Source organism: Corynebacterium sp. H130 (genome assembly GCF_037572395.1).
In the GTDB taxonomy this organism is placed as follows: domain Bacteria; phylum Actinomycetota; class Actinomycetes; order Mycobacteriales; family Mycobacteriaceae; genus Corynebacterium.
This window is the reverse complement of record NZ_JBBHLA010000001.1, coordinates 22008-40219: the sequence shown is the minus strand read 5'-3', so window position 1 is coordinate 40219 and position 18212 is coordinate 22008. Positions and strand designations below refer to the sequence as shown.

The 18212-nt window shown below is 58.5% G+C and carries 18 protein-coding genes and 1 tRNA gene; 12 read left to right on the top strand and 7 right to left on the bottom strand.

Annotated features, from left to right (window positions below; translation table 11 throughout):
- From WG939_RS00205 to WG939_RS00185, 5 genes are read left to right on the top strand one after another with little or no spacing between them, the layout of a single operon-like run.
- Positions 1-1308, top strand: a complete 1308-nt coding sequence (locus tag WG939_RS00205) for a DEAD/DEAH box helicase (RefSeq protein ID WP_339981455.1) — start codon at positions 1-3, stop codon at positions 1306-1308.
- A gap of 15 nt (positions 1309-1323) precedes the next feature.
- Positions 1324-2706, top strand: coding sequence for a hemolysin family protein (locus WG939_RS00200; protein WP_339981454.1), 1383 nt, complete (start codon positions 1324-1326; stop codon positions 2704-2706).
- Positions 2703-3761, top strand: a complete 1059-nt coding sequence (locus tag WG939_RS00195) for a hemolysin family protein (RefSeq protein ID WP_339981453.1) — start codon at positions 2703-2705, stop codon at positions 3759-3761. Before WG939_RS00200 ends, WG939_RS00195 begins: the two co-directional genes overlap by 4 nt.
- A complete protein-coding gene (locus WG939_RS00190; protein WP_339981452.1) occupies positions 3754-4638 on the top strand; it encodes a 3-methyladenine DNA glycosylase in 885 nt (294 codons plus the stop codon). Before WG939_RS00195 ends, WG939_RS00190 begins: the two co-directional genes overlap by 8 nt.
- A gap of 5 nt (positions 4639-4643) precedes the next feature.
- Positions 4644-6041, top strand: coding sequence for a vWA domain-containing protein (locus WG939_RS00185; protein WP_339981450.1), 1398 nt, complete (start codon positions 4644-4646; stop codon positions 6039-6041).
- Between the two features lie 64 nt (positions 6042-6105).
- Here WG939_RS00185 and WG939_RS00180 read toward each other — a convergent pair whose 3' ends face one another.
- The 5 genes from WG939_RS00180 to secA2 all read right to left on the bottom strand — a co-directional run bounded on the left by WG939_RS00180 (position 6106) and on the right by secA2 (position 11065).
- Entirely contained in the window at positions 6106-6639 is a 534-nt protein-coding gene (locus tag WG939_RS00180) for a MerR family transcriptional regulator (protein WP_339982570.1), read from the bottom strand.
- 197 nt (positions 6640-6836) lie between these two features.
- A complete protein-coding gene (locus WG939_RS00175; protein ID WP_339981449.1) occupies positions 6837-7382 on the bottom strand; it encodes a bifunctional nuclease family protein in 546 nt (181 codons plus the stop codon).
- A 4-nt stretch (positions 7383-7386) separates the two neighbouring features.
- The gene (gene ftsR / locus WG939_RS00170) at positions 7387-8136 is read right to left on the bottom strand and encodes a transcriptional regulator FtsR (protein ID WP_445227839.1); all 750 of its coding nucleotides are present in this window, start codon (positions 8134-8136) and stop codon (positions 7387-7389) included.
- A gap of 92 nt (positions 8137-8228) precedes the next feature.
- On the bottom strand, positions 8229-8660 hold the full coding sequence (gene odhI, locus WG939_RS00165) for an oxoglutarate dehydrogenase inhibitor Odhl (RefSeq protein WP_339981447.1): 432 nt from the start codon (positions 8658-8660) through the stop codon (positions 8229-8231).
- 122 nt (positions 8661-8782) lie between these two features.
- Positions 8783-11065, bottom strand: coding sequence for an accessory Sec system translocase SecA2 (gene secA2 / locus WG939_RS00160; protein ID WP_339981446.1), 2283 nt, complete (start codon positions 11063-11065; stop codon positions 8783-8785).
- 112 nt (positions 11066-11177) lie between these two features.
- Between secA2 and WG939_RS00155 the strand changes: the two genes are divergently transcribed.
- From WG939_RS00155 to WG939_RS00140, 4 genes are all read left to right on the top strand, one after another.
- Positions 11178-12332, top strand: a complete 1155-nt coding sequence (locus tag WG939_RS00155) for a bifunctional alpha/beta hydrolase/OsmC family protein (RefSeq protein ID WP_339981444.1) — start codon at positions 11178-11180, stop codon at positions 12330-12332.
- Positions 12329-12709 carry a YchJ family protein gene (locus WG939_RS00150; RefSeq protein ID WP_339981442.1) on the top strand — a complete coding sequence of 127 codons (381 nt, stop codon included), beginning with the start codon at positions 12329-12331 and terminating at the stop codon, positions 12707-12709. Before WG939_RS00155 ends, WG939_RS00150 begins: the two co-directional genes overlap by 4 nt.
- The gene (locus WG939_RS00145) at positions 12696-13640 is read left to right on the top strand and encodes a TIGR00730 family Rossman fold protein (RefSeq protein WP_339981440.1); all 945 of its coding nucleotides are present in this window, start codon (positions 12696-12698) and stop codon (positions 13638-13640) included. Before WG939_RS00150 ends, WG939_RS00145 begins: the two co-directional genes overlap by 14 nt.
- Before the next feature lie 64 nt (positions 13641-13704).
- A tRNA-Pro gene (locus tag WG939_RS00140) sits at positions 13705-13778 on the top strand.
- Positions 13779-13806: 28 nt separating this feature from the next.
- Here WG939_RS00140 and WG939_RS00135 read toward each other — a convergent pair.
- Positions 13807-15186, bottom strand: coding sequence for an HNH endonuclease signature motif containing protein (locus WG939_RS00135; RefSeq protein WP_339981439.1), 1380 nt, complete (start codon positions 15184-15186; stop codon positions 13807-13809).
- Positions 15187-15308: 122 nt separating this feature from the next.
- On the opposite strand from WG939_RS00135, the gene WG939_RS00130 reads away from it, so the two are divergent.
- Complete coding sequence (locus WG939_RS00130; protein WP_339981437.1) at positions 15309-15461, top strand: hypothetical protein; 153 nt, start codon at positions 15309-15311, stop codon at positions 15459-15461.
- The gene (locus WG939_RS00125; RefSeq protein ID WP_339981435.1) at positions 15458-16225 is read left to right on the top strand and encodes a class I SAM-dependent methyltransferase; all 768 of its coding nucleotides are present in this window, start codon (positions 15458-15460) and stop codon (positions 16223-16225) included. The genes WG939_RS00130 and WG939_RS00125 overlap by 4 nt, the downstream gene beginning before the upstream one ends.
- Here the strand turns inward: WG939_RS00125 and WG939_RS00120 are convergent.
- The gene (locus WG939_RS00120) at positions 16222-17394 is read right to left on the bottom strand and encodes a hypothetical protein (protein ID WP_339981434.1); all 1173 of its coding nucleotides are present in this window, start codon (positions 17392-17394) and stop codon (positions 16222-16224) included. The genes WG939_RS00125 and WG939_RS00120 overlap by 4 nt on opposite strands.
- A 456-nt stretch (positions 17395-17850) precedes the next feature.
- On the opposite strand from WG939_RS00120, the gene WG939_RS00115 reads away from it, so the two are divergent.
- Positions 17851-18210, top strand: coding sequence for a hypothetical protein (locus tag WG939_RS00115; RefSeq protein ID WP_339981432.1), 360 nt, complete (start codon positions 17851-17853; stop codon positions 18208-18210).
- Positions 18211-18212 lie beyond the last annotated feature (2 nt).

Below are 18212 nucleotides of genomic sequence, written 5' to 3'. Positions count from 1 at the left end.
TTGAGTACCTTTTCTGACCTGGGACTTCCCGTCTCCGTAGTCCACGAGCTCACCCGCCAAGGCATCACCGAGCCGTTTCCGATCCAGGAAGCTGCCATCCCCGATGCCCTGTCCGGTCGGGATGTCCTGGGTCGCGGCCCAACAGGCTCTGGCAAGACCTTCACCTTCGGCTTGCCCATGATCGATCGGCTCACCAAGGATGGGGCGTCCACGCCGAAGCATCCACGTGGGCTCATTCTGGCGCCCACCCGCGAGCTGGCCGCGCAGATCAGGCAGCGGCTCGAACCACTGTGCACGGCTGCTGGCCTGCGCATTATCGACGTCGTAGGCGGCGTCGCAATCAGTCGAAACATCCAGGCGTTGGTGCGTCCGGTGGACATTCTCGTCGCAACCCCAGGCCGCGCCCAGGACCTGGTCAACCAAAAGCAGCTCTTCCTCGACGATGTCCGCATCACCGCGATCGACGAAGCTGACCACATGGCCGACATGGGCTTTCTCCCACAAGTGCGAAAGCTCCTGGACCTGACTCCAAACGACGGCCAGCGCCTGCTGTTCTCGGCAACGCTTGATGGGGACGTCGATAAGCTTGTGCAGCGGTACATGCACGACCCAGTGACGCACTCGACGGCGCCAGTTGAGGCATCCGTTGACACCATGACGCACTACCGCTTGCTGTGTGGCGACCGTGACCAGCGCAATGACATCGTGCTGAAGATTGCGGCTCGTGAAGGTAAGACCATCATGTTCATGCGCACGAAGCACGGTGTGGATCGTCAGGTGAAGAAGCTACGTCGTGTCGGCATCAATGCGTTGGGCATTCACGGCGACAAGGGACAAACCACTCGCACCACCGCCATTGACGGCTTTACCTCCGGCGACGTGCCGGTGTTGGTGGCAACCGATATCGCTGCGCGTGGCATTGACATTTCCGGAGTGTCGCTCGTGGTTCATATCGATCCCCCTGCCGAGCACAAGGCTTATCTGCATCGTTCCGGGCGTACGGCACGCGCGGGAACTTCTGGCGCCGTCGTGACGTTGGTTATGCAGGACCAACGGGAGGAAGTGGAGAAGCTGTGTCATAAGGCTGGCGTCGACGCACCGGAGATCGACGTGCTCGCCCGACCAGGTGAACTCACCCGCATCACTGGTGCCCGCAAGCCAAAGGGCACCCCACTTCCTGCTCCAGGCCAACCACAGGCTAAGAAGGCTGCGCCGGCAACTGGTGGCCGTCGGCGCACCAAGAAGTCCGAACCTATTGCCCGACCACGGGGTTCCCGAACCAACTCCAGACGAAGAAAACAGAGCTAACTGCCCACACCCCTCATGGACATACTCATAAGCATCGCTTCCCTCCTAGGTTTTATCGCTCTCACCGCAGCAACCGGATTGTTCGTGGCCATTGAATTCGCACTCAGTGGCCTAGAGAAATCAACGGTTGAAGAACACGTTCGTGAAAAGGGCGATTCCCGCGCCCGCGCAGTGCAACGCGATCACAACCAACTCTCCTTTGTCCTCTCCGGCGCCCAGCTTGGCATCACGATCACTACCCTGGCCACGGGTTTTCTCGCTGAACCGATCCTGGCCGGATACTTCACGCCTGTGCTCAAAATGGTGGGGCTCAGCGAATCAGCTTCCACGGCAACTGCGCTGATCATCGCCATGATCGTGGCCACGTTGCTGTCGATGGTCTACGGCGAACTCGTTCCCAAAAACTACGCCATCACCCGACCACTCAGCGCAGCGCGCTTTGCCACCAGACCAGTGCACGCCTTCAACATGGTGTTCAAGTGGTTCATCATCGGCCTGAACTCCTCAGCAAATGCCGTGCTACGCAAGTTTGGTATTGAGCCCGCGGACGAACTGGCCTCCGCACGCTCCGCAGAGGAACTTCAGTCTCTCGTGCGCACCTCCGCAGAACACGGCGAATTCGACGACGCCAAAGCTCGGTTGGTCACGAATTCCCTCGAATTCGGCGAATCCAGCGCGGAAGACTTCATGACGCCACGCTCAACAATTGAGGCCCTCAGCGTCGACGATTCCGTCTCTGATTTGCTCGAACTCGCTCGGGAAACAGGCCATTCCCGCTTCCCGATCATCGACGGCGACCTGGACAACACCATCGGCGTTGTCCACGTGAAGAATGCTTTTGCTGTGCCCGTCGAGAAGCGAGCATCGGTATCGCTGCGTGCTATTGCCCGCCCCATCCCCGTGATCCCCGCCAGCCTCGACGGTGACGCAGTCCTGGAGGCCGTGCGCTCGGCAGGCTCCCAGGTGGTGCTCGTCGCGGATGAATACGGTGGCACCGCGGGTCTGGTGACGATCGAGGATGTTGTTGAGGAGATCCTCGGCGAAGTGTACGACGAATACGACGATGCTGACGCAGAGCGTGACTTTATTCGTGACGGCGCGGCCTGGACTGTCGCTGGCCTTGCCCGCGTTGATGACCTGCCGGAAACGATCGGCTACTACCCTCCGGAAGGTTCCTACGAAACGCTCGGCGGTCTCATCATGGCGGTGCTGGGACGAATCCCCGAAGAAGGAGACCTCCTTGTGTTGCCTGACGCAGAAAATGACTCCTTCAATGAGTTTGAATCGGGTATTCGTGGTCGCTGGACCGCGTTGGTCACCGCAATGGATGGTCGCCGTGTGGATCGCGTGACGCTACAGCCCGTGAGTAATGAGCAGGCAGAGGAGTTGCAGCAATGAGTTTTGGATCTGCCATCGCGCTGACCATAGGTTTGTTGGCGCTCAATGCTTTCTTCGTCGGCGCAGAGTTTTCGTTGATCACGTCCCGCAGGGATCGCCTCGAGGCGCTCGTCGCGCAGGGCAAGTCACGCGCCCGCCAGGTGCTCGCCGCCTCAGAAGATCTTTCGATGATGCTCGCTGGAGCCCAATTCGGCATCACCGTTGCCTCGCTGATCTTGGGCAAGGTCGGTGAGCCCGCCATCGCGCACCTGATTGAGGTGCCATTCCACGCCGCCGGACTTCCCGACGGTCTGCTCCACCCAGTATCCTTCGCCATCTCCCTGGCCATTGTGACCATTCTCCACATCCTTTTCGGCGAGATGGTGCCGAAGAACATCGCCATCGCAGGCCCGGAATCAGTGGCAATGATGCTCGTGCCAGCGCATATGCTGTTTGTGAAGATCACCAGGCCGTTGCTGCTCGGCATGAACGAGATGGCTCGCCTGACTCTGCGGATGTTCGGCATTGAGCAGCGGGACGAACTCGATTCCACGGTCAATCAGCAGCAGCTGGCCTCTATGATTCGGGAGTCTCGCTCCGAAGGCCTTCTGGATGCGGAGGAATCCGCCCGTCTGTCAAAGGCTTTGCGATCCGATGCACGCAACATCAAGGAAGTCGTCATCCCGATGGACGCCGCCAAGTGCCTGCAGTTTGGCACTACAGGCCCGTCCCTCGGCGCGCTGATGGATGCAGTGAACACCACCGGCTTCTCCCGTTTCCCAGTCTTGGCAAAGGGCGGGAACCCCGTCGGATACATCCACATCAAGGACATCCTCGATCGCCTCGGTGATGAAGCCGGCGAACGCGAACAGATTGTTCCGCGTTCCAGCTTGCGCCCACTCACCACTCTCGAAGCGGGAGCGACCCTCGACCAAGCCATGGCCACCATGCGCAAACGCAGGGCACACATGGCCCAGGTCCGAGAAAACGGCCAGCTCATTGGCCTGATCACGCTGGAGGACTTGATCGAGGAATACGTCGGAACAGTCAGGGACTGGACGCACAAGAATGCTTGAAATTCTCCGTCCTGAGCAGTGGCTACCTCTTCAGCACGCCCACGAGGAGCGCGCCAACGATCTTACGAGTGAGCACCTTTGGCGTCGCAAAGCAGGCAAAACGCACCCGGTCTGGGACTTTTTGTTCAACTACTACCCCGTCAAGCCAGCGATCCTGGCGCGCTGGCACCCGGGCGTCGGAAAGGCGCTGCTTTTCGACGACCAAGCCCCACCTCACCTTCAGTGGCGAGACTACGTCGTCATTGACACCCCAGAGGGGCCAGCAGTCACGCTCGACGGGCAGGGCCTTGCGCAGCGACGCGGCGAGGCGCTGGACTACGTCCTTGAGCTGCTCACCCGCACTGAGAGGAATCCTGCGCATTTTGATTGCTTTGGCCTGCACGAATGGGCCATGGTGTACCGCACCGACCAACCCCGACACGAGCTCCCGTTGCGATTGGGGCCGGAGGGAACCGCAAAGGTGGTTGAGAGCCATCACATCCGGTGCACGCATTTCGATGCGTTTCGATTCTTCACCGAACCTGCTCGGCCACTCAATTTCCGGGTCTTGACCAGGGATGACCAGTTGACGTGTGATCAACGTGGTTGTCTCCACGCAGGAATGGACCTGTACAAGTGGGCCTACAAGCTCGGTCCACTCATTCCTGGCACGGTGTGGCTCGACACGTTCGAGCTCGCCCGTGACATTCGGCAGCTCGATATGGAAGCCTCCGCCTATGACTGCACTAGCCTCGGATTGGGGATTGTTGCGGTCGAAACCCCTGAGGGGAAAGCAGAATATGTGTCTCGACAGCGAGTCTTTGCCGACCGGGGCAGCGTTTTAAGGCAAGATTTGATTCAAGCCTTGAGGACTTTCAACACAGAATTCAGGAGTTAGGAACTATGGGTCGCCATCGTGCCGAGCGCAGCAATTCCGGAATAGCCAAGGAACTGATCTACGCGGTGATCGCTGCCGTCGTTGTCCTTGCGTTGCTCGTTGGTTGGCTGATGCTCCGCGATCGCAATTCCGAGTCTCACACAACGGCAGGCAACTGCCCTGCCGGCACGATCACAGTCCCTACTGCTTTGATCGGCGGCGCTGGCTCACTGAAGTCTTTGCAGGAAGAGTACCTACAGACCAAGCCCGTGATTAAGGACTACTGCGTAAGTGAGTTCACCGACGCTGACGTGAAGAAGGCTGCCTTGGTGTACACGGAAAGTGGCGACCAAGCTACCAAGAAGGCGCTGCAAGGAGCCAAGAAATCGGCGGCAACCTCGCAGTGGCCGATTGTGGGGTTGAGCGAAATCGGTATCGCTGTTCCGCAGGAGAAGAACCCTGCTGACTTTGGTGACTGGGCCACCGTTTCCGACGTCGCTTTCATCAACGACGACGCGCTGTCTGGGACAATCGCGAAGCAGGCAATGAACACGAGCCCTGCCACCACCATTCCGCGGGACAAGGCTGTCGCTGAGAAGAAGGCGTTTGTCACCGCCTCCAGCGAAGTGCCCAATGGGTACACCTTCGTCGTTCCGCAGCAGCCTTCACTTCTGCAACTGCCTACCCGCGCAATGGCCATTGCTACGTCTGAAGGCGTGTCCGAGGAACAATCCCGAGCTGCCGCAGCTTTCCTCGAATTCGCAGCTTCCAAGACAACCAAGTTGGAGGGCCCCGCAGCTCAGGCCGTCGACCAAGCAGTCAAGGCAGCTCCACTCCCGGCTGCGGAGGCGCAGGCACCGCAGGCAGCACCGAAAAAGAGCGACACGCTGGTCGTGCTCGATACTTCTGATCAGATGGCTCCGCAGTACCCTGCTGTTTCTGCCAGCCTGGCGGAACGGATCACTCGCCTCGGCGCAGCAAACTTCACTGTTGGCCTGTGGAACTACTCCTCCCCGCTCAGTGCGGGAGTTGCTTCGGGGTGGAGACCAAATGTGCCACTAACTGATGCGTCCAATGGGGCGAACGCAGCGACTGCAGTGACCCGCTTCGGAACTGGAGGCAGTCCATACACGCACGAAGCAGTCGTCGCAGCGCTCAACCACGCACAAGAAGTCGCCGCTTCGAACAATAAGCCTGTGAAGGTTGTGCTGGTGACTGCTGGCACCGCAGATGCCGGTAGCCAGGGCAAGCTCGCTGCAGCTTTGCAGGGCGTTGACCGGTCCAAGGTCAGTCTCCACATCGTTAACCTGGGCGTTGACGATGCCGAGCTGTCCGAGTGGGCGAAGAATAATGGCGGAAGCGTTCGTTCGGCGAAGACCGATGCTGAGCTCGACACCGCAATCGATAAAGCTCTGGGACTCTAAGACAAAAAACGCCCTGCTGCTACCGGGGAGAAGTCGATAGCAGCAGGGCGTTTATTTAAGTGGCCTAGCCTACGATGCGACGACGGCGACGAGCCGCAAGTTCATCAGCGACAATCTCGTTGTCCTCGTCGATGCGCTCAGATGGGAATGCGGAAATCGTACCCGTCAGCTCACGCATAATGCCTGGAACTGCAATGCCGAACACGCCCTGGCCGCCGGCAAGGAGGTCGATTACTTCTTCGCTGGAACGGCACTCGTACACGGTGGTGCCATCGGAAACGAGGGTGATATTGGCGAGGTCGTCCACACCCAGATCACGCAGCTTATCGACGGCTAAGCGGATATTCTGCAGGGAAATGCCGGTATCAAGGAGCCCCTTCACGATCTTGAGCACCAGGATGTCCTTGAAGGAGTACAGTCGCTGCGAGCCGGAACCGTGTGCATTACGAATCGATGGGGTGACCAGCTTGGTACGAGCCCAGTAGTCCAGCTGTCGGTAGGTAATGCCCGCTACCTGGCAGGCGATAGGCACGCGGTAGCCGACTTCTTGATCTGGCCCTACATCGAACAGTGAGCCTTGTACGCCACGGTCTTCCATGTCGTCGCTGTGGTAGTTCACGTAATTTCTCCCTTGTAATTTTTGGCAAGGCGCGGATACCCCTTATCTTCAAGCAAGGTTAATCCATCGTCAAGTGTTCACCACGCGACACGCCCTAAACTTCAACCTCAAGTTTAGAGTTTAGGCTTAATGCGTCACTTTGTCACCTTTAGTCACACGCGTGTCATTAAAATACTTTAGTCACGACCGCGCAGGTCGTCCTCGGAGACGCCGAGACTGCGCATCAATTCTTCGAAATCAGCATCCGCCTGATCATCGCCCGATGCTGATTCTGACTGCTCAGGGATATCATCGACGACAATGTCGAAGTACCGTGCAAGATCGGGCGCGGAGACAAAAAGAGTGCTCTCATTGAGAATGTCTTCATCAACGAGGATCGGGATGTCGGCAATGCGCGCGATGATCATCGCGTCGCTAGCGCGGGCATCGACTTCTTCCCCGCTTCCAAGCACGAGCGAGGCAATGAATACGCCACGATAATGGCTGACGATTCGAATTTCTTGGACCCCACCAAGACCTTCGTACGCGGACACCAACAGATCATGGGACGTTGGTCGTCGTGGGGTGAGGCCGGCATCGCGGACATCCAGTTCATCTGCGGATGATGCAGTGACCCAAATCGGCAGGACCCGACCGCGTTCCGCCCAGCGCAGCAACACACAAGGGAACATCTCGGGCCCAATTGGTGTTACCCCGTAGTAGTCAACTGCAACGAAACCCATAGTGCTAGCCCAGCTGATCGCGAAGTGCAGACTTGACCAACGAGGCGTGGAGAGAGACCACCAAAGCCGTCATCTGCTGCGACATTTCGGTAGCTCGCTCGCGTGCGGTGTCGCTCTTCGACTTCGCCACAGGCCCCGCAACCTGCGCAATCAAATCAGCCTGGCGCAGCGCCGTATTACGCAGCGAACGCAGCTGGCGAATATCGAAACCGAATTCCTCAAGCGCAACACAGGTAGAGACGACGCGAACGTCGTCGGCAGTGAAGAAACCGGAGCGGTCGGAATGGATCAATCCAGCCGAGGCGAGGAGAGCAACGGTCTCCTCTGCCACGCCCGCTGCCTCGGCGACATCCATGCTGGTGAGACGAGTAGCGCTAGGTGCACGGAAATTTTCCGGGCTGATGATTGGGCTTGCTTCTTTTGCAGACAGCAAGGTCGTAACAGCACCGGAATCCATGGCCTCAAGCTGCTCACGAATCACCTTCAGTGGCAGGTAGTTATCCCGCTGCGTGATGAGAATGTAACGGAGCCGCTCAACGTCGGCTTCCGTGAAACGACGATAGCCAGAGGCGGTACGCTGTGGCGACACCAGGCCTTCGGACTCGAGGAATCGAATCTTGGAAACGGTGATGTCATCGAATTCCTGCTGCAACCGATCCAACACCACGCCAATAGACATGGTCTTTGGGGCCTTCTGCTTTTTCGGCGCAGAAATACGAGGGGCCTTAGCAGCAGAGGATGGTACCGCGCTCACGCTTCACTTCACTTTGTGGTCGTTTCGGACAGGGAAAAATAGCGCTTAGGCGCACCGATCTGTGTCAGGTGCGCCTAAGAGCCAAACAAGGCTTAGGCCTTTGGGCCAGCCAAGAATACCAGGCGGAACTTGCCGATCTGAACCTCGTCGCCAGTGGAGAGGATCTGGGAGTTCTTTGGCTCGCGGTTAACGTAGGTGCCGTTGAGGGATCCGACGTCAACGACCTCAAATTCGCCGTCGTTCATGCGGAACTCTGCGTGGCGACGAGAAACGGTGACATCGTCCAGGAAGATGTCAGACTCTGGGTGACGGCCCGCGGTGGTGGTCTCCTGGTCCAGCAAGAAGCGGGAGCCAGCGTTTGGGCCACGCTTGACTACCAGGAGGCCAGCACCGGCAGGCAGGTTGTCATTGCCCGCAACCTGAGAAGTGGAGCCAGCGCCGGATTCCATTTCCTTCAGCAGGTCAGCACGGAATACAGAGGTGGTCTCGACTTGTGCGTCAGGAATACCGGTGTTATCACTCATTGTTTCTAAACCTCCAGGTTGCGAAGTACACCTTGTAAGTAATGGCTCCATCATAGCGCCTACTGCTACACCGGGTGCAGGTGTTGGTGTCTGTTTTGCTTAACGAATCGAATAATTCCTGCTTATCGGAACATTGCGCCGATGCCATTGATCAACGAATTGCCTGACTCCGCAAGCGGATTGTCTCCCACCATGTACGTCCAGGTAGCCGATGGTCGGGCAAGTCCCGCATCCTCGAGATGCGCGCCCTGCTCGTCGATAAGCACGGAGTCAAAAGTGGTGACTGCCTGGTCAACCGCCTCTTGGGCCAGGGTTTTGAATTCGGTGACGGCGATCCGATGGAACTCGTCGATTGGGGTTTCGCGGGCGATGGCGCGCAGGTGGATGGATTCGCGGACGTCGTCGAGCAACGCGAGGTGGTCACTCCAGCCGCGGTCTAGGTGGAAAAGCATAATGTCGCGGGCAGCTTGCTCAAGGACGTGCTGAGGGAGGTGTTGCAGCGTTTCGGCACGCTCGGGGCTGCGTTGGCTCAGTTCTTCCCAGGCGCGAGGGGTGTCGAGGAGAGTGCTGCGACGTTCGTCGATGATCACGCGCTGATCGGAAATGAGCTTGTTGTATTTCCAGGTTTGGGCGTGAATTTCGAGCAACTGCCCCTCGGTTACGCGCTGGCAATGATCAATGAATTGCTGGGCGCGTTTGGAATCAATGAGGCCGGTGCTATCCGGAGTGAAAGTGTGATTCTCCCCTTCCCCTCCCGAGGTCACCACGTCGTCCTCAAGGGAGACGAAGAATACCGAGGTGCCAGGATCTCCCTGTCGTCCGGCACGGCCACGCAGCTGATTATCCAGGCGGGATGACTTGTGGCGTCCCGTGCCGATGACGGCCAAACCGCCCAAGGAAACCACCTGATCGCGGTCTTTTTCATCTGCGCCGCCGAGGCGAATATCGGTGCCTCGACCTGCCATCTGCGTCGAGACGGTCACTCGGCCGATGTCACCGGCTTCGGCGATGATCTTGGCCTCTTCGGCGTCATTCTTGGCGTTAAGCACACTGGTGACAATGCCCAAATCATCCAACGCCTCGGCGAGGGCTTCAGATTCCGCTACGTCATGCGTTCCCACGAGCACCGGGCGGCCCGTTTGATGCAATGCAGCAATCTCGGCAACAATTGCCTGCTGCTTGTCCTGAACGGTGGCAAAAATCCGGTCAGCTTCGTCGAAACGCTGCAGTTCACGGTTGCGTTCGATCACGGAGACACGCAGGTTGTAGAACTGACGCAGCTGATCGGTGGCCTCGACGGCAGTACCCGTCATGCCACACACCAGTGGGTAGCGACCCATAAGTGCCTGCAGCGTGATCGAATCAAGAATGCGACCGCCATCCGTGACCGCGAGGCCTTCCTTAGCCTCAACAGCAGCCTGAATACCGTCGGGCCAACGCTGCAGGTCCGCGACACGGCCCTTCGAAGCATCGATGAGCTGCACTTTTCCATCGCGCACGATGTAGTGGACATCGCGAATCAGCAGCGCACGGGCATGCAGCGCAAGGTTGACCTGCACAAGAGTGGTACCGACATGCTCGTCATCAAAGAGCGAATCAATTCCGAGCGCCTTTTCCACCCGACGCGCACCTTCATCAGTGAGGAAGGCATTCCGACCATCGGCATCGATGGTGAAGTCCCGCTTTTCTTCCAGCGTGCGCACAACCTGCGTGATGTGTCCCGTAGGCGCACTTCCCGGCTCCGCGCCCGCCAAGACGAGTGGCACCAACGCTTCGTCGACAAGCACGGAGTCCGCCTCGTCAACGATCGCGACGTCCGCACCGTGTTGCACGGCCTGGTCACGGGAGGTGATGAGCTGGTCGCGCAGGACGTCGAAGCCGATTTCGTTCACCGGGCCGTAAACAATGTCGCACGCATATGCTTCACGACGCGCAGCAGCGTCCATCGGCTCCGTGATGCTGGCGACCGTCAGACCGAAGAACTCAACAAGTGGGCGGTTCCATTCCGCATCGCGGTGCGCGAGGTAGTCATTCACGGTGATGGCGTGCACTCGCTTGCCCATGAGTGCGAAACCGGTTGCAGCCATGGCGCCGACCAGGGTTTTTCCTTCGCCGGTGGCCATGTGGACCACGTCGCCTTCGAGCAGGCGGAGCGTCGCCTGGGACTGCACGGCAAAGGGCTCAATCCCGAGGGTTCGTTTCGTAGCGATTCCTAAGATCGCGAGGAATTCGGCATGGTTTTTCAGCTCGCCACCAGCGGTGATATCACGAGCACGTTGCGCGAGTTCTGCGTCACTGAGCTGCTCAAGTTCCGTTGACGCGGCCTGTGCCTGATCGACGATCGCCTGACTACGCTTCTGGTTCCGCCCAGACTTTCCGCCAAGTGCTTTCCACAACCAATCCATGGGATGTCCTTCTTTCCTGCTGCCTATTCCTCCCACTTTAACGTCCTGAATGAACATTGATTAGGATTGCTGTCATTGCCCCCATTTACCCCCACAACGAGGAAGATAATTAGTGCACTCCATCAGTGTTACTTTCCCAAGCAGTGCCGGCTACCAGCTGGCGGGAACAATCGACATGCCAGAGACGGAGCCACGCGCGTGGGCGCTGTTTTCTCACTGCTTCGCCGGTAGCCGATTTACGCCAGCTGCTGCCCGAACCTGCAAGTGGCTCGCTGAGCACGGAATCGCATGCCTGCGATTCGACTACCCGGGCTTGGGCCAGTCCGAGGGCGACTTCGCTCACTCCTCCTTCAGCATGAACGTCGCTGACCTGCAGGGCGCCGCGACCTGGCTCGCTGAGAATTACGAGGCCCCTTCCCTGCTCATCGGCCATTCGCTAGGTGGCGCAGTGGCGATCCGTGCTGCAAAGGACATGCCGTCTATCAAGGCTGTCGCAACGATGGGCGCCCCGTTCGACCCCGCTCACTCTGTGCTGCACTTTGCGGACAAGATCGGTGAAGTCGACGAAACCGGCGCCGTGCCCGTCACCCTCGGTGGCCGCGAGCTCACCATTTCCCGCGACTACCTGGAAGACCTGGCCGAGATCAACCCTGAGGCTTACATCGGTCTGCTTCGCAAGCCACTGCTGATCCTGCATTCCCCAATTGACCAGACGGTGGGGATCGATTCGGCGCAGAAGATCTACCTTGTCGCCCGCTACCCGAAGTCCCTCGTCTCGCTGGACAAGGTCGATCACCTCATGACTCGCGAAGGCGCAGCCCAGTACGCCGCCAGCGTCATCTACTCCTGGTTCGAGAAGTACCTGCCTGCGGTTACCGCGAATGAGGTGCCAGAAAACCAGGCTGAAGCCCGGTCGACCCAGTCCACCAAGATGAGCGCCGTCGTCCGTTCCGGCGGACGCGAAATGTTCACCGACCTGCCTCGCTCCGGCGGTGGCAAAGACATGGACATCTCCCCGTTGTCGCTCATGCTGTCCGCACTCGCAGCAGACACCAACACTGCCGTTCGCGCCACAGCCAACGAGCAGCGCATTCGCACGCTTGACGACGTCCACGTCACCGTCACCCTCGACGGCGACGCCATCACCCGCACTGTGGCTCTCATTGGCGATCTTTCCGACGAGGAGCGTCGTACCCTCGCTGCTGCGGTGACCGGCGGTGGCGTCGAGAAGCTGTTGGGCGCGCAGATCACGGACGAGATCAAGTGATCACTGACGATTCCCGCTGTCCCTGTGGCACCGGTTTGACCTACGGAGAGTGCTGCGCCCGCTACCACCGTGGCCAGCCGGCGCCTACGGCCGAGACGCTGATGCGTTCGCGCTACAGCGCTTTCGTGACGCACGACGAGGCCTACTTGCTGGACACTTGGCACCCAGACACTCGCCCGACCCAGCTGGGTTTCGACATTCCGCTCGAGTTTTACCGGCTGGAGGTCATCTCCACGAGTGGCGGTGGACCGCTCGACAGCACGGGAAAGGTCGACTTTGAGGCGTTCTACCGGATCGACGGCCAGCGCGGTAGCCAGCGCGAACATTCTAGTTTCGTCCGCATCGATGGGAAGTGGGTTTACCATGCAGAACATTAATGTTTCCGCCGTCGTGCTTCGCGACGCCATTGGGCAAGTCCTCACTGTCCGCAAGCGGGGCACCTCCCTGTTCATGTTCCCCGGTGGCAAACCTGAACCTGGCGAGTCCTTCGCAGACGCAGCCATCCGCGAAGTGCAAGAAGAGCTGGGAATTCACCTGTCTGCAGTGACTTCTTTCGGCAACTTCACCGCAGCCGCAGCCAACGAGGCCGGCGCCAGTGTGACCGCTGAAGTATTCACAGGTGTCACTTTGGAAACACCAGTTCCGGCTGCGGAAATCGAGGAAATCGCCTGGGTTTCCCCACAAAACCCGTCCGTCCCGCTGGCACCACTGCTGGCTGAACAAGTCTTCCCTCAGCTGCCAGCTCCAATTTCAGCAGTGACTGTGTTCTGCGGCTCAGCTTTGGGCAACTCCCCAGCCTTCGCCAGCGCCGCCACCGCACTCGGAACGGAACTTGCAGCAAACGGTATCAAGCTCGCCTACGGCGGCGGAAAAGTCGGCCTCATGGGCACCATCGCCGATGCTGTGTTGGCGCATGGTGGCGAGGTCTCCGGGATTATCCCGCAAGGCCTCGCCGACAAAGAACTCGCCCATCCAGGAGTCCAGCACCTCGAGGTCGTCTCCACCATGCACGAGCGTAAGGCCCGTATGGCAGAGCTTGGCGACGCCTTCGTCGCACTCCCCGGTGGCGCGGGCACCCTCGAGGAACTGTTTGAGGCGTGGGTATGGCAAATGCTCGCCATCCACCACAAGCCAGTTGCCCTCTACGGGCGGGATTTCTGGGCGCCACTGATAGAGATGCTGAACCGGATGAGTGAACAAGGGTTCATTTCTTCGACTTTTGTGGATTCACTCATCGTCGCAGAAAACCCAACAGAGCTGCTTGTTTCCCTGCAGAACTGGGTGCCACCGCGCCCTAAGTGGGACTGATTACTTTCTCCTTAGTGACAGTGATGTAATCTGCTTGATGTTCCGTTGCCTTGACGGAGCAAAACGGGCTGTGGCGCAGTTTGGTAGCGCACTTGACTGGGGGTCAAGGGGTCGTCGGTTCAAATCCGGTCAGCCCGACATCTGGGCGCACTGCTCACCCACCCCGCTATGTTCCGTATTGGAACGGCGGGGTTTTGGTTTCTCGATACATTCCGAATTTCAGCATTTGACCAGGCGTAAACCACAGGGCTGGATTGAAATTGGCCCGGGGTCTTCGCTCTGGATCCATTTGTTTGGGTGGTTTCCACAGCATGTGTCCGGTTCTGGTGCAATACGTCCAGTATTTGTCCGGATCTTCGTGATCATCATCGAACAGTCCGTGATTTTTCGGAGATACGAGCGCAAGGTTAAAGCCGGTTGTTCGTCCCCCATATTTCCAGGGCAGCACGTGGTGCAATTCGCACCAGGCAGCTGGGATGTCAGATCCAGGGGTCATATCTCCGCCTTGCGCTGCTACCGCTCCCAGGTAGGCAAATAGGTCGCCACATCGCTTTGTTTTGCCAAGTTCAATCAGGTTTCCGGTGTCTTTGTCCAAGATTGCGAGGAAGGCATTGCGGGTTGCTCCCAACCGTAGGAGGTCGCGGATCGGCAGCAAAGTACCGACGTCCGTAGTCACAGCGCCCGCAGCTTGTTGCAGCTGTTCCAGGGGCATCGTCGCAACCACGGTCGCGCATCCTCGCGTTGGTTGCATTCCCCCGCCCTCCCCCATGGCTGTCTTGAGAGCTGCTACGAGCGCATCGTGGCGTCGCTGCGCTGCTCCCCGACGATCGCCTGCCTTCTCTTCTTCCGGAAGCAGGTCTCCAGGGCCGGCATAGTCCGCAAACAATCTGGACAGCAAAGCGTGCAGTTCCGGTGTGACGCTTCCGGTGAGGGTTGCCATGAGGTCTTCACCTTGGTTGCTCAGCCTGATTCCACGGCGGCGTTGCCTGTCTGCGTCTGTCGGAGCAGACTCAGCGTTGAGGCCTTGGAGGATCTTTCGTCCGGCCAGCTTCAAGTCATCCGGACCAAGTACCTGCGAGAGTTCCGCAAGTGTGCGTTCGGCGTAATCCCGCGCCTCCTTAGGCGCATCCATTGGAATTTGCTCCAGAATGCGGGAAATGACAACAGCAGCATCGATCCCACAATGTCCTTCTTCCATAGCCGCAGCGACCTGTGACATCCGAGGAGGTCGTCCCTCGGGGCATTCCAAGCCAGGAGCTGTTGGAGTGGTCTCTGCAGCGACTTTGAGTGAGTCATGCAGGTACTTCCTACTGACGCGCATTTCGTGGGCGAGCTGTGTCTTGGCAGTTCGCCCCTCCAGCGGTTCCACCATCGCTGTGGCCCGGACTGTTGCCACCTCGACAAGTCGACTAAGGTCCGCCAATTGCTTTAGAATCCCGCGGGCTTCCGTGTCGGACAATAGAGCTCCGTCCAGCGAACGCAAAACGGCCCGTTGGGCAGCAACAACCTGCTCAAGCTCCAATTCAATGCGTTCACGTGTGCTCATGACCGGAACAATAGAACACCACACAGACACCTCACCCACCACATTCGAACAGTGCTGGTAGAAGGAATTTACAGCTACCCCCATCTGTTCGAACCCCCTAAAAGATGACTATGCTCGTTGGTATGAAGAAGGAGAATGGTATCGCCATCGGCACCGCGGTTGGCATGATGCTCGGCGTTACCGTGGGCTTCGTAACCGACGACCTTGCCCTGTGGCTGAGTATTGGACTTGCTCTCGGCATCAGTATTGGCACTGCCTTCGAAGCGAAGAAATGACCTCGACGCCACCCACTTCTAACCGCGATAACCCAAAGTTCGCATCTACACAAAGCCGACTACATTCGGCAAATGCCTTCCAACAAGGGGCGAACACCTACGCCGACATTCGCCCTGGCTACCCCGACGCAGTGCTTGATCTCTTGGAAAAACGCCCCAAAGGCCCCATCCTTGACGTTGGTGCAGGCACCGGGAAGCTCACTGAATTACTTCCCGGCGAAAAGTTAGCGCTGGATCCAAGCCAGGACATGTTGTCTCAGCTTCGCTCGTCGATAAGCGTGCCCGCGTGGCAAGCAACGGCAGAAGCCACAGCCCTGCCTGAAAACTCAGTGGCAGCGGTCGCAAGCGCGCAGACGTGGCATTGGGTGGATCCTGCGCTGGCCAGCGCGGAGATGGCTCGAATCACCAAGCCAGGTGGCCCACTGATGCTGGTGTGGAACACGCTCGATGTCCGTGAGCCATGGGTGCATCGTCTGACTCGAATTATGCACGCGGGTGACGTGCAGAAGCCGGGGTTCTACCCGGAAGTGGCTGCGCCTTGGAAGCTGACGAAGGAGCTGAGACTCGATTGGGAGCAGGAACTGCAGGCTAAGGACCTGTTCCGACTTATGGCCACGCGCGCGTACTGGCTCCGAAATGGCGAAAAGGTCAGGCAGAAGATGACTTCTAACCTGACCTGGTATCTCTACGAACACCTTGGGTTCGAACCGGAACAGCTCATCAAGCTGCCGTACCGGACCGACGCTTTTCGTTACGAGCGTTAGCCCGCCGGGTAGTAAGCGATGCGGGAGAACTGCGTGTCGTAGGCGAAGATGCCATGGGCGGCGCTCTTCAGGTCGCGAGGCTGCTGCGCTCCAGCAACGATGCCGTGCTCGGAAACGGTGTGGCCATCGGCGAGGGAAATCGTACGAATCACGTTCGTCCCGTCAGCCTCATCACCGGCAACGAAGGTGAGGTTCTTGCCGTCAGTCGCGGTGCCCTCAGAAACCACACGGGATGGAATGCTCCACGTGCCAGAACTGATGCGGTCATCGACAGAGTTATCGACACGTACGTCACCAATGGTCTGGGCGATGTCGATGATCTTCGAGCCATCCTCAGGAGAGGCGAGTGTAGCCTCAGCTGCAAGTGGCACGCCAGCCTTCGTGAGCTCGATTTCAGCGGCCCCCATGACGACGCGAACAGTATCCGCAACGGTGATGCGAGCGCCCTGCCCCGGAACCATAGCTTCGGTAGCGCGTGGCACGGCAATAGTCCACAGCTTTGCAGGCTCGGCGACGGTTCCAGCTGCCACCTCAATCATGCCCGCGCCGTTCGTGCGTGCGGAGTACAGCACGCCGCCGGCAAAACCAAAGGCCTCAGGAGCGAACCCTGGGTTGATCGCCTCACCGAAAGCGGCAGCTGCTGGGTTGAACGGTGCCCACTGGCCGGAGTTCTGACGGCAAGGCAAGGCGCCGCCAAGGTCAACTGCCTGACATTCCAGGGATGGGTCCTGCCACAGCAAGGAACCGTCCTGCATGGAAAAGGCGGCGGTGCCCGCACGATTGAGCACGGAGCTACGAAGACCGACGATCATGGTGTTGCCGACCTGGAGTGGCTGCGCTTCCTCGGAACCGAACAACGGGCCAAGCCGCTTGCCCTCGATGCTCTCACCCAAGGTCAGGGACCAAGCCGCGTCCCGGCTCAGGCGAGAAAGGTCGCCGGACACAACGCCGTCGACGCTCGCTTGAGCGGTGACATCCATGACCTGTGCGGAAGTCGTAGATGGGAAAGCCGAGGTGACATCAGAGGTGGTGACGCCGGCCAGAGAGCTGAAGATAGATGGTGTGGAACGGTGCTGGCTTGGAGTGAGGGTGTCGGCGTAGCTCACAGCGCAGCCGGCAGCGGTCACGGATACAGCAACGAGACCAAGTGCGCCAAAGGCGCGCTTCATTACAGAAGTGCCTCGTGCCGAGTTCGTGGAAACTGCGTTCATTCTTACCTGTCTTCATAGTCTTGCTTCATGCGGGATTGTTCAACTCCCGCGCTACTTACATCTATTGAATCGATGAGGTTACGAAATCGTTAACAATTCACCGAAATTTCTTTATGTTTCCGTGATCTTTGACCCAAACCAAAGAGAGTCAATGCCGTAGCCTTGACCACCCAAAACCCGCTCTCACCAGGCGTTTCACGTGAAACATTGAAAACTTCAGCAACTTTGGACAATCCTAGCCCCAAAAAGATCGAAAGTCTCAAATTGATCACGCATGCACGCAAAATCCAGGAAAAACACTTGACTTTGAATGAAAACAAATCGCCCCCAAGTCCCCTTTTGCAATGGACAAACTATTCATAGGCAGATAACTTTTAAGGGCTATCAAAGTCATTCAAAAGAAAAGGGAATGAATTGTTCAAGAAAGTCGCAATGGCAAGCGTCATCACCGTTTCAGCCCTCTCCCTCACCGCTTGTGGCTCCGGAAAAATCGACGGCAAGTGGGAAGTCACGGATTCCGAGCAGATGAAGGAAGCCAAGATGAAGGAGTTCACCCTCGAGGTGAAGAAGGACTCCTGTGTCATCTCCATGACGGCTGAGACCTCGAAGGGGCGCACCGACAGCTCCACTGTTGACTGCACTGTCGACCGCAAGGCGAAGACGATCAGCTTTGCTGATGAGACCTTCCCTTACAGCTTCGACAACAAGAAGACCCTCCGCATCAAGGATCCTGATATCAAGGATGACCTTGTGATGAAGAGGGCCAAGAAGTAAGC

Excerpts from the sequence above, each read along its gene's own strand:
- WG939_RS00180 (WP_339982570.1), bottom strand. The coding sequence starts at position 6,639 with ATGGAAGACCGTGGCGTACAAGGCTCACTGTTCGATGTAGGGCCAGAT.
- WG939_RS00185 (WP_339981450.1), top strand. The coding sequence starts at position 4,644 with ATGGGTCGCCATCGTGCCGAGCGCAGCAATTCCGGAATAGCCAAGGAA.
- WG939_RS00125 (WP_339981435.1), top strand. The coding sequence starts at position 15,458 with ATGACCTCGACGCCACCCACTTCTAACCGCGATAACCCAAAGTTCGCA.
- secA2 (WP_339981446.1), bottom strand. The coding sequence starts at position 11,065 with ATGGATTGGTTGTGGAAAGCACTTGGCGGAAAGTCTGGGCGGAACCAG.
- WG939_RS00190 (WP_339981452.1), top strand. The coding sequence starts at position 3,754 with ATGCTTGAAATTCTCCGTCCTGAGCAGTGGCTACCTCTTCAGCACGCC.
- WG939_RS00120 (WP_339981434.1), bottom strand. The coding sequence starts at position 17,394 with ATGAAGCGCGCCTTTGGCGCACTTGGTCTCGTTGCTGTATCCGTGACC.
- WG939_RS00135 (WP_339981439.1), bottom strand. The coding sequence starts at position 15,186 with ATGAGCACACGTGAACGCATTGAATTGGAGCTTGAGCAGGTTGTTGCT.
- WG939_RS00195 (WP_339981453.1), top strand. The coding sequence starts at position 2,703 with ATGAGTTTTGGATCTGCCATCGCGCTGACCATAGGTTTGTTGGCGCTC.
- WG939_RS00175 (WP_339981449.1), bottom strand. The coding sequence starts at position 7,382 with ATGGGTTTCGTTGCAGTTGACTACTACGGGGTAACACCAATTGGGCCC.
- WG939_RS00130 (WP_339981437.1), top strand. The coding sequence starts at position 15,309 with ATGAAGAAGGAGAATGGTATCGCCATCGGCACCGCGGTTGGCATGATG.
- odhI (WP_339981447.1), bottom strand. The coding sequence starts at position 8,660 with ATGAGTGATAACACCGGTATTCCTGACGCACAAGTCGAGACCACCTCT.
- WG939_RS00145 (WP_339981440.1), top strand. The coding sequence starts at position 12,696 with ATGCAGAACATTAATGTTTCCGCCGTCGTGCTTCGCGACGCCATTGGG.
- WG939_RS00200 (WP_339981454.1), top strand. The coding sequence starts at position 1,324 with ATGGACATACTCATAAGCATCGCTTCCCTCCTAGGTTTTATCGCTCTC.